Below are 7,196 nucleotides of genomic sequence, written 5' to 3'. Positions count from 1 at the left end.
TATGAACTTCGGCTCAGTCAAAGGTAAGATGAGTAAAACTTATGACCGGCAGCTAGCAATCGCCTAATTTTAGACCCCATATTACCCCAGCGACGACTTTTGCAAGAGGTCTATTGATGGAGATAGAGGCACAAATTATCCTCAGAAATCGGATTTTTATAATGAAGATTATTGCCTATTTTTAAATACAAAGAATGTAAGACCCGATGGTTTTAACTTCGATACCAAAATGTTTATTACAGAAGAAAAGGATAAGTTACTCCGTAAAGGTAAGCTCAAAAGAAGAGACGTAATCCTTACTACACGAGGAACAATCGGTAATATTGCTATTTATGACGAAAGTGTAGAGTTCGACCATATACGTATTAATTCGGGAATGCTAATTTTTAGACCTAATGAAAATATTATTAAGTCTGAATATTTATTTGAAGTTCTGCGTTCATCTATTATGAAATCACAAATTGAAAGATTTACCTCTGGTGCAGCACAGCCTCAGTTGCCAATCAAGACATTGGTGAATTTTACTTTTCCTGTTCCTAAAAATGTAGAAGAGCAATCCCGAATTGTTTCAAACTTACGTGAATTATATACAGAAACCCAACGCCTCGAAACTATCTACCGCCAAAAACTCGCCGCACTCAACGAACTCCAACAATCCATCCTGCAAAAAGCCTTTACTGGCGAACTCACCGCAGACACAGCGAAAACTTCTAAGGAGGCGATCGCAGCATGATTACCCTTGAAACCCTTGAAAAATGGCTGCTTGTACCCACAGAAACGGAACGCCTTGAATTTAAAGAAGCCAAACAACAGTTTGATTCGACGAAGCTGCTGAAATATTGTGTAGCGCTGGCGAATGAAGGCGGTGGTTATATCGTTTTGGGCGTTACTGATAAGCGACCTCGCCAAGTAGTAGGGTCGCAAGCTTGGTCAACAGCAGAAGCTTTGAATAGTATTAAGGCGAGAATAGTTAATGAACTTGGATTTCGGGTAGAAGTTACCGAATTAGCACATCCAAAGGGTCGAGTTCTAGTTTTTGAAGCGCCTCCCCGTCCTGTCGGTCGTGCATTGAATTATGAGGGAGCCTACCTGATGAGAGTAGGCGAAGAACTGCAACCAATGACTCCTGATATGCTGAAGCGGATTTTTGCTGAAGACCAGCAAGATTGGTTTTCCCTACCCGCCCGATCTGATGCCAGCCCTGACGATGTAATCGCCCTCCTAGATACCCAAACCTACTTTGAACTGCTAAAAATCCCCTATCCGACTAACCGCGATACTGTCCTAGAAAGATTACAGAGCCAAGATTTAATCAAACAGACACCGCAAGGTTGGACAATCACAAACCTAGCTGCGATCCTGTTGGCGAAAAAACTGGATGCCTTTTCCCCTACATTAGCTCGTAAAGCAGCCCGTGTCGTAATCTACGAAGGTATCAATAAGCTAAAAACTCGTAATGAAACGACAGGCATCCGAGGATATGCTGTTGGCTTTGACGGATTAGTGGATTTTGTCCACTCAGCAGCACCGCAAAATCGCTTTATCGAGGAAGTTGTGCGGGAAGAAGTAAAGATGTTCCCAAAACAGGCTTTACGAGAACTTATTGCTAATGCTTTGGTGCATCAGGATTTTCTAGCAACAGGTACTTCAGTGATGATCGAGATGTATAGCGATCGCATTGAGATATCTAATCCCGGCATTCCGCCCATTAAGGTAGAGCGCTTTATTGATGAAAATCGCTCCCGTAACGAACAACTTGCAGACATAATGCGACGTTTTGGTATATGTGAAGAAAAAGGCAGTGGAATTGACAAAGTTGTTAGCGCAGCAGAGGACTTTCAACTACCCGCACCAGATTTTCGAGGAGGTGACACGCGCACTACAGCAGTGCTGTTTGCCCATCAGGATTTTGCCGATATGAGCAAATCAGACCGAATTCGAGCCTGTTACCAGCATTGCTGTCTGCTGTATGTCAGCAATCAACCCATGTCTAACCAAACCCTACGGGAGCGGTTTCGTCTAGGTGAGTCAAAGGTAGCAACAGTTTCTCTGATTATAGGAGCTACCAAAGAAGCTGGCTTGATCAAGACAGATGAATCCGAATCAACCTCTACCCGCTATGCTCGCTATCTTCCTTTTTGGGCATAACAGTGTTTTAACGCAAACCGATATCAATCACTCTCGAAGCCTCAAACCCTTGCAAAACAACAAAAAAGTGTTTTAACGCAAACCGAGGTGAGTCACTCTCAAAGCCTCAAACTCTTGCAAAACCAACAAAAAAGTGTTTTAACGCAAATCGAGATGAGCGAACTATGAACGAAGCCGAAACCCGCGCCGAACTAATCGACCCTGCTCTGAGAAGCGCAGGCTGGGGAGTCGCGGCAGGTAGCCGCATCCGTCGGGAAGTCATCGCCCCCGGTCGCTTGGTGGGTAACGGCAGACGCGCTCAACCAGAATTTGCCGATTATGTACTGGTCTATCGCGGTGAAAAACTCGCCGTCATTGAAGCCAAAAAGCGCAGCCTTCCAGATACTGAAGGCGTTGGTCAAGCTAAAAAATATGCAGAAAAACTAGAAGCCCGATTTGCTTATTCCACTAATGGTGACGGCATCTACCAGATCGATATGCGTACTGGGGAAGAAGGCTACATCAGCCACTATCCCAGCCCCGATCAGCTTTGGGATGCCACCTTCAGCACAGCTAACCAATGGCGTGATCGCTTTGCCGACGTTCCCTTTGAAACCCGCAGTGGCACCTGGGAAGCTCGCTACTACCAGCACAACGCCATCAAACACGTCCTGGAAGCAATTGTAGAGGGGCGCGATCGCATCCTGCTGACAATGGCTACAGGCACAGGGAAAACTCTCGTCGCCTTCCAACTCACCTGGAAACTGTTTCAAAGCCGCTGGAACCTCAGTCGGCAACCGACTCGCCGCCCCCGCATCCTGTTTCTTGCAGATCGCAACATTCTCGCCAACCAAGCCTATAACGCCTTCTCCGCCTTCCCCGATGATGCCCTGGTACGAATTGACCCCGAAGTCATCAAAAAACGGGGCAGAGTTCCCAAAAACGGCAGCGTCTTCTTTACCATCTTCCAAACCTTCATGGCTGGACGAGACGACGCTGGCAACCCCGTCCCTAACTTCGGAGACTACCCCTCCAACTTCTTCGACTTCATCATCATTGACGAATGTCACCGGGGTGGAGCCAGCGACGAAAGCAACTGGCGCGGCATCCTGGAATACTTTTCGCCTGCTGTGCAGCTAGGACTCACCGCCACCCCAAGACGCGCTAACAACGCTGACACCTACGCCTATTTTGGCGATCCGGTCTATACCTACGCTCTCAAAGACGGCATCAACGATGGCTTCCTCACCCCCTTCAAAGTGAGGCAAATCGACACCACCCTAGACGAATACATCTACAGCGCCGAAGACGAACTGATGGAGGGTGCGATCGACGAAACCAGAACTTATACCGAAGCCGATTTCAACCGCATTATTGAGATCGCCGATCGCGAACGTTACCGAGTTCAGCTATTCATGGAAGCGATCGACCAGAACCAAAAGACCTTGGTTTTCTGCGCCAGTCAGCCCCACGCTCTAGCTGTGCGCGATCTGATCAACCAGATGAAAATCAGCACCGAGCCGAATTACTGCGTCCGCGTCACTGCCGCCGATGGCAAACTAGGCGAACAGCACCTCAGCACCTTTCAAGACAACGAGAAAAGCATTCCCACCATTCTCACTACCTCCCAAAAACTTTCCACCGGCGTTGATGCGCGGAACGTCCGCAACATCGTGCTGATGCGTCCGATCAATACGATGATCGAGTTCAAAAAGATTATTGGTCGTGGAACCCGACTTTTTGATGGCAAAAACTACTTTACCATCTACGATTTTGTCCAAGCCTATGAACACTTCAACGATCCAGAATGGGACGGCGAACCACAAGAACCCGTGCGCGTCACTTCTCGACGAGTCCGCGAACCAGCGGATGAACATAATACCCCCATAACCCCTGACAACCAAAGCAATGAGGGCAATGAAGACCCAGCAGCCCATCGCCGTCCTGAAATAATCAAAATTAAGCTGGCTGACGGTAAGGAACGTACCCTCCGGCACCGGATGTCTACCAGCTTCTGGAGTCCAGACGGTAAACCCATGACTGCTGCCGAATTTGTGGAACGACTCTTTGGTCAAATCCCAGAACTATTTAGGGACGAAATTGAACTGCGGGAACTGTGGAGCCGTCCTGACACCCGTAAAGCCCTATTGGAAGGGTTGGCGGAGAAAGGGTATGGAGATGAGCAACTCACCGAGATTAGCCGCCTGATCGATGCCGAGAAAAGCGACCTGTACGACGTGCTAACCTATATTGCTTATGCGTCTGAACCTATTAGCCGCCGAGAGCGAGTCATGAGCCATAAAGCGCTGATCTTCTCCCGATATTTCGGCAAACAGCAAGAATTTCTAGACTTTGTGCTGGATCAATACATTAAAGAAGGGGTGAGGGAACTCGATCAAGACAAGCTGCCTCAATTGCTAGAGCTGAAATATCACGACCTCAGAGATGCAGTGGTCGATCTGGGCAACGTTAGCGACATCCGAAGAGTATTTATTGGATTTCAGGAATATTTGTATTCTCAGGAAGGAGCAGCGTGATTCAGATAGGAAGACCTTTAAGCATACAAAAATGCAAGCTGAGCGCGTGCCTCAGCTTCTCAGGCTGGAAAGATACTCGCTTCAAGTCGAATACTCTTAATTAGGCGATCGCTCATTCATTCCCTACCAACTTTTCCAGCAACGCTTCCCACGCCTCAATCTGCTGCTGTAACTGATAAATGCGATCGCCTTCAGCCTTATGTTGCTGGTAAAGCCCTCGCCCTGCTAGTTCATCCCTGCTTAGCTCGATTAGTTGCCCTAGAGCCGCAATTATTACCGCTTTATCATCTTTAGTTAGTGCGATTGGAGTACCAGCCCCGACAAGCGTCTCTACTGCATCCATCCGGGCTGCTAACTCGCTTAACTGGCTTCTAACCACATCAAATGGCCAGTTTTCTTTTTTAGAGCTTCTACATCCCCTCTGAGAGCGGCTAGCTCAGACTGAACGTTACCGCCTGACTCTTTACCTAAATAAGCCTCGACAGCCTCAAGAATAATCTGCGATCGCGATCGCCCGGTTGCTTGGGAGAGAGCATCTATTTCTTCGATGTATTCCTGTGGGATACGAGCGCCCACCATCGGGTCTTTCGCCATTGCTTGTTCAGTTTAGATAACCTTGTTAACCCCATATTCGCACAACTGTTTTGCTCTTATACTGGCAATTGGGTTAACCTTGGATAACTAGGTTAACCCATGAAAATGTCAGAAGCCAGCGAGTGAGCCTCGGAAACTCTTTGCTGCTGGCTTCTGGCTCCAAGTAAAGGAGACTTCGATAATGATAAGACCAGTTGGCTATTCAACTGATAGTCAGTGTGCCTATCAGCAGGCTTTAGACGATTTCGGCATCACTCAACTGCTAACCCGCCTAAAAACCTACTCCGATGCTGACTTCGATGCTGCGTGGATGAACCTAACCCAACCAGAACTCGAAAGCCTAGCCGCCATCTTCATCCAGAAATTAACCGCTAACCTCAACGGCAAAGGGATCGCGGGTTACTTAAACGCCATCCGTCACGGCAGCATCGATATACCCCCCAGCTTAGTTCACCAAGTATTCCCGCCCTCATCGGTTGATCTGCCTGCCAACTTCCCCAACGTTCAGATCCCTCGCTACTTGTACGGCGACAAACTGCGCTGGATTCCTGAGGGCGACAAAACAGACTGGGGAGTTGTAATTGGGAGATTCTACAGCTTTGCTTCTCACCAGTGCGCTTGGACGTGGTGCTACCTCATCTGGCTCGATAAACTCTCCTCCAGTTCCCCTTGGACTATTGCGGATATTGCTTGGGAGGACGACCTCGAACCCCTGGAGGAAGCTTCATGAGTCCCCGTCCTCTTACCGAACGAGAGCAAACCCTAATCGACCTCTACGGATACTGCCAGCTAGGAATGACACCACAGCAGTTCTACTCAAAATGGCAAGTGAATCAGGAAGCGATCGCGTTAATCTGCGCTCGTTCCATGTCTACCGTCCGATGCTGGTTTAAAAGAGGTCAAAGTTACCGCCGCCCGATGCACAACGATGTGCGCCATCTCGCCTTAATGGACTTCCTCCTGCAACACTGGGAAGACATTCCAGAAGAACTCAAGAATCGGTTGTGTTCTAAAGAAGGTCAGTAACTCGTTAGCACTTTCATAAGTTCAGCCAAATTTCAAGACCAAATTGACCTGTCTTTATCAGCCATCCTCACAATAGGGTGGCTTTGTTATGCACAACACTCAGAGTAAAGAGTCATCCATGAACGAGGAGGCTAGACCAGAAAGCGCCATCCAAGCCGAGACTGCTTTTGAGCTAAAATGCTTACAACAAGAGAGAAAAATTCCCGTTGAAGCCAATCCCTATAAAGTGGACTTGGCACAAGCAGATTTTCGTGGTGTTAACTTAAGCTGGGCTAACCTCGCAGCCATAAATTTACAGGGGGTACAATTCGCTACGGCCTTCTTGAGGTCAGCCAACTTTCAGGGCGCTAACTTAATCGGTGCTAACTTCCAACAAGCTGACCTAAAAAATGCAATTTTGGCAGAAGCGCTACTCGATAATGCCAATTTAGAACAGGCTGATCTAAGGAAAGCCCAACTATGGAGTGCCAGATTAAACAATGCCAACCTCAGCCATGCTATATGCCGAGAGGCCATATTTGTAGAGGCGACCTTGAACAATGCCAACCTCACGGGCATTGACCTCAGCCACGCTGACCTGTGTGAAACTAACCTGTATCAGGCAAATTTGCATGAAGCTATCCTGCATCACGCCAGTTTTTGGACAGCGAATTTAAGTCAAGCGTGCTTAAAAAGTGCCAGCCTTCTTAATGCGAGTTTAATAGGAGCTAATTTACGAGGGGCTTGTTTGAGCGAAGCAAATTTGGCTTATGCCGATTTATCTCAAACTGACCTCAGAGATGCCGATCTTAGTTATGCCAATCTGACTCAATGCCAGCTCACAGACGCTAATCTTACTGGCACCAACTTTGAGGGAACGATTCTTGCCCCAATAGGGCTAATACCAAATCCGGTTATGTTATGCTACTAACA

8 protein-coding genes are annotated in these 7,196 nt (G+C 47.8%); 6 read left to right on the top strand and 2 right to left on the bottom strand.

The annotated features are described in order from the left end of the window. Positions 1-112 precede the first annotated feature (112 nt). From H6F52_RS23265 to H6F52_RS23255, 3 genes are all read left to right on the top strand, one after another. The gene (locus H6F52_RS23265) at positions 113-733 is read left to right on the top strand and encodes a restriction endonuclease subunit S (RefSeq protein WP_347276247.1); all 621 of its coding nucleotides are present in this window, start codon (positions 113-115) and stop codon (positions 731-733) included. Further along, positions 730-2,148, top strand: coding sequence for an ATP-binding protein (locus H6F52_RS23260; RefSeq protein WP_190536871.1), 1,419 nt, complete (start codon positions 730-732; stop codon positions 2,146-2,148). The genes H6F52_RS23265 and H6F52_RS23260 overlap by 4 nt, the downstream gene beginning before the upstream one ends. Positions 2,149-2,312: 164 nt before the next feature. Then, positions 2,313-4,664, top strand: a complete 2,352-nt coding sequence (locus H6F52_RS23255; RefSeq protein WP_190536870.1) for a type I restriction endonuclease subunit R — start codon at positions 2,313-2,315, stop codon at positions 4,662-4,664. A gap of 112 nt (positions 4,665-4,776) precedes the next feature. Here the strand turns inward: H6F52_RS23255 and H6F52_RS23250 are convergent, their stop codons facing one another. Next, the gene (locus H6F52_RS23250) at positions 4,777-5,043 is read right to left on the bottom strand and encodes a hypothetical protein (protein WP_190536869.1); all 267 of its coding nucleotides are present in this window, start codon (positions 5,041-5,043) and stop codon (positions 4,777-4,779) included. Then, positions 5,025-5,258, bottom strand: coding sequence for a ribbon-helix-helix domain-containing protein (locus H6F52_RS23245; RefSeq protein ID WP_190536868.1), 234 nt, complete (start codon positions 5,256-5,258; stop codon positions 5,025-5,027). The genes H6F52_RS23250 and H6F52_RS23245 overlap by 19 nt, the downstream gene beginning before the upstream one ends. A 181-nt stretch (positions 5,259-5,439) precedes the next feature. Here H6F52_RS23245 and H6F52_RS23240 point away from each other — a divergent pair, with 181 nt between their 5' ends. The 3 genes from H6F52_RS23240 (at position 5,440) to H6F52_RS23230 (ending at position 7,194) form a co-directional block, all read left to right on the top strand. After that, positions 5,440-5,988, top strand: coding sequence for a hypothetical protein (locus tag H6F52_RS23240; RefSeq protein ID WP_190536867.1), 549 nt, complete (start codon positions 5,440-5,442; stop codon positions 5,986-5,988). After that, the gene (locus tag H6F52_RS23235; protein ID WP_190536866.1) at positions 5,985-6,284 is read left to right on the top strand and encodes a helix-turn-helix domain-containing protein; all 300 of its coding nucleotides are present in this window, start codon (positions 5,985-5,987) and stop codon (positions 6,282-6,284) included. The genes H6F52_RS23240 and H6F52_RS23235 overlap by 4 nt, the downstream gene beginning before the upstream one ends. A 118-nt stretch (positions 6,285-6,402) precedes the next feature. Next, on the top strand, positions 6,403-7,194 hold the full coding sequence (locus tag H6F52_RS23230; protein ID WP_242034040.1) for a pentapeptide repeat-containing protein: 792 nt from the start codon (positions 6,403-6,405) through the stop codon (positions 7,192-7,194). Positions 7,195-7,196: the final 2 nt, after the last annotated feature.

Source organism: Coleofasciculus sp. FACHB-542, assembly GCF_014695825.1.
Lineage (GTDB): Bacteria > Cyanobacteriota > Cyanobacteriia > Cyanobacteriales > FACHB-T130 > FACHB-T130.
Note: the sequence above shows the minus strand (reverse complement) of the source record. Positions and strands in the feature narration are given on the sequence as shown.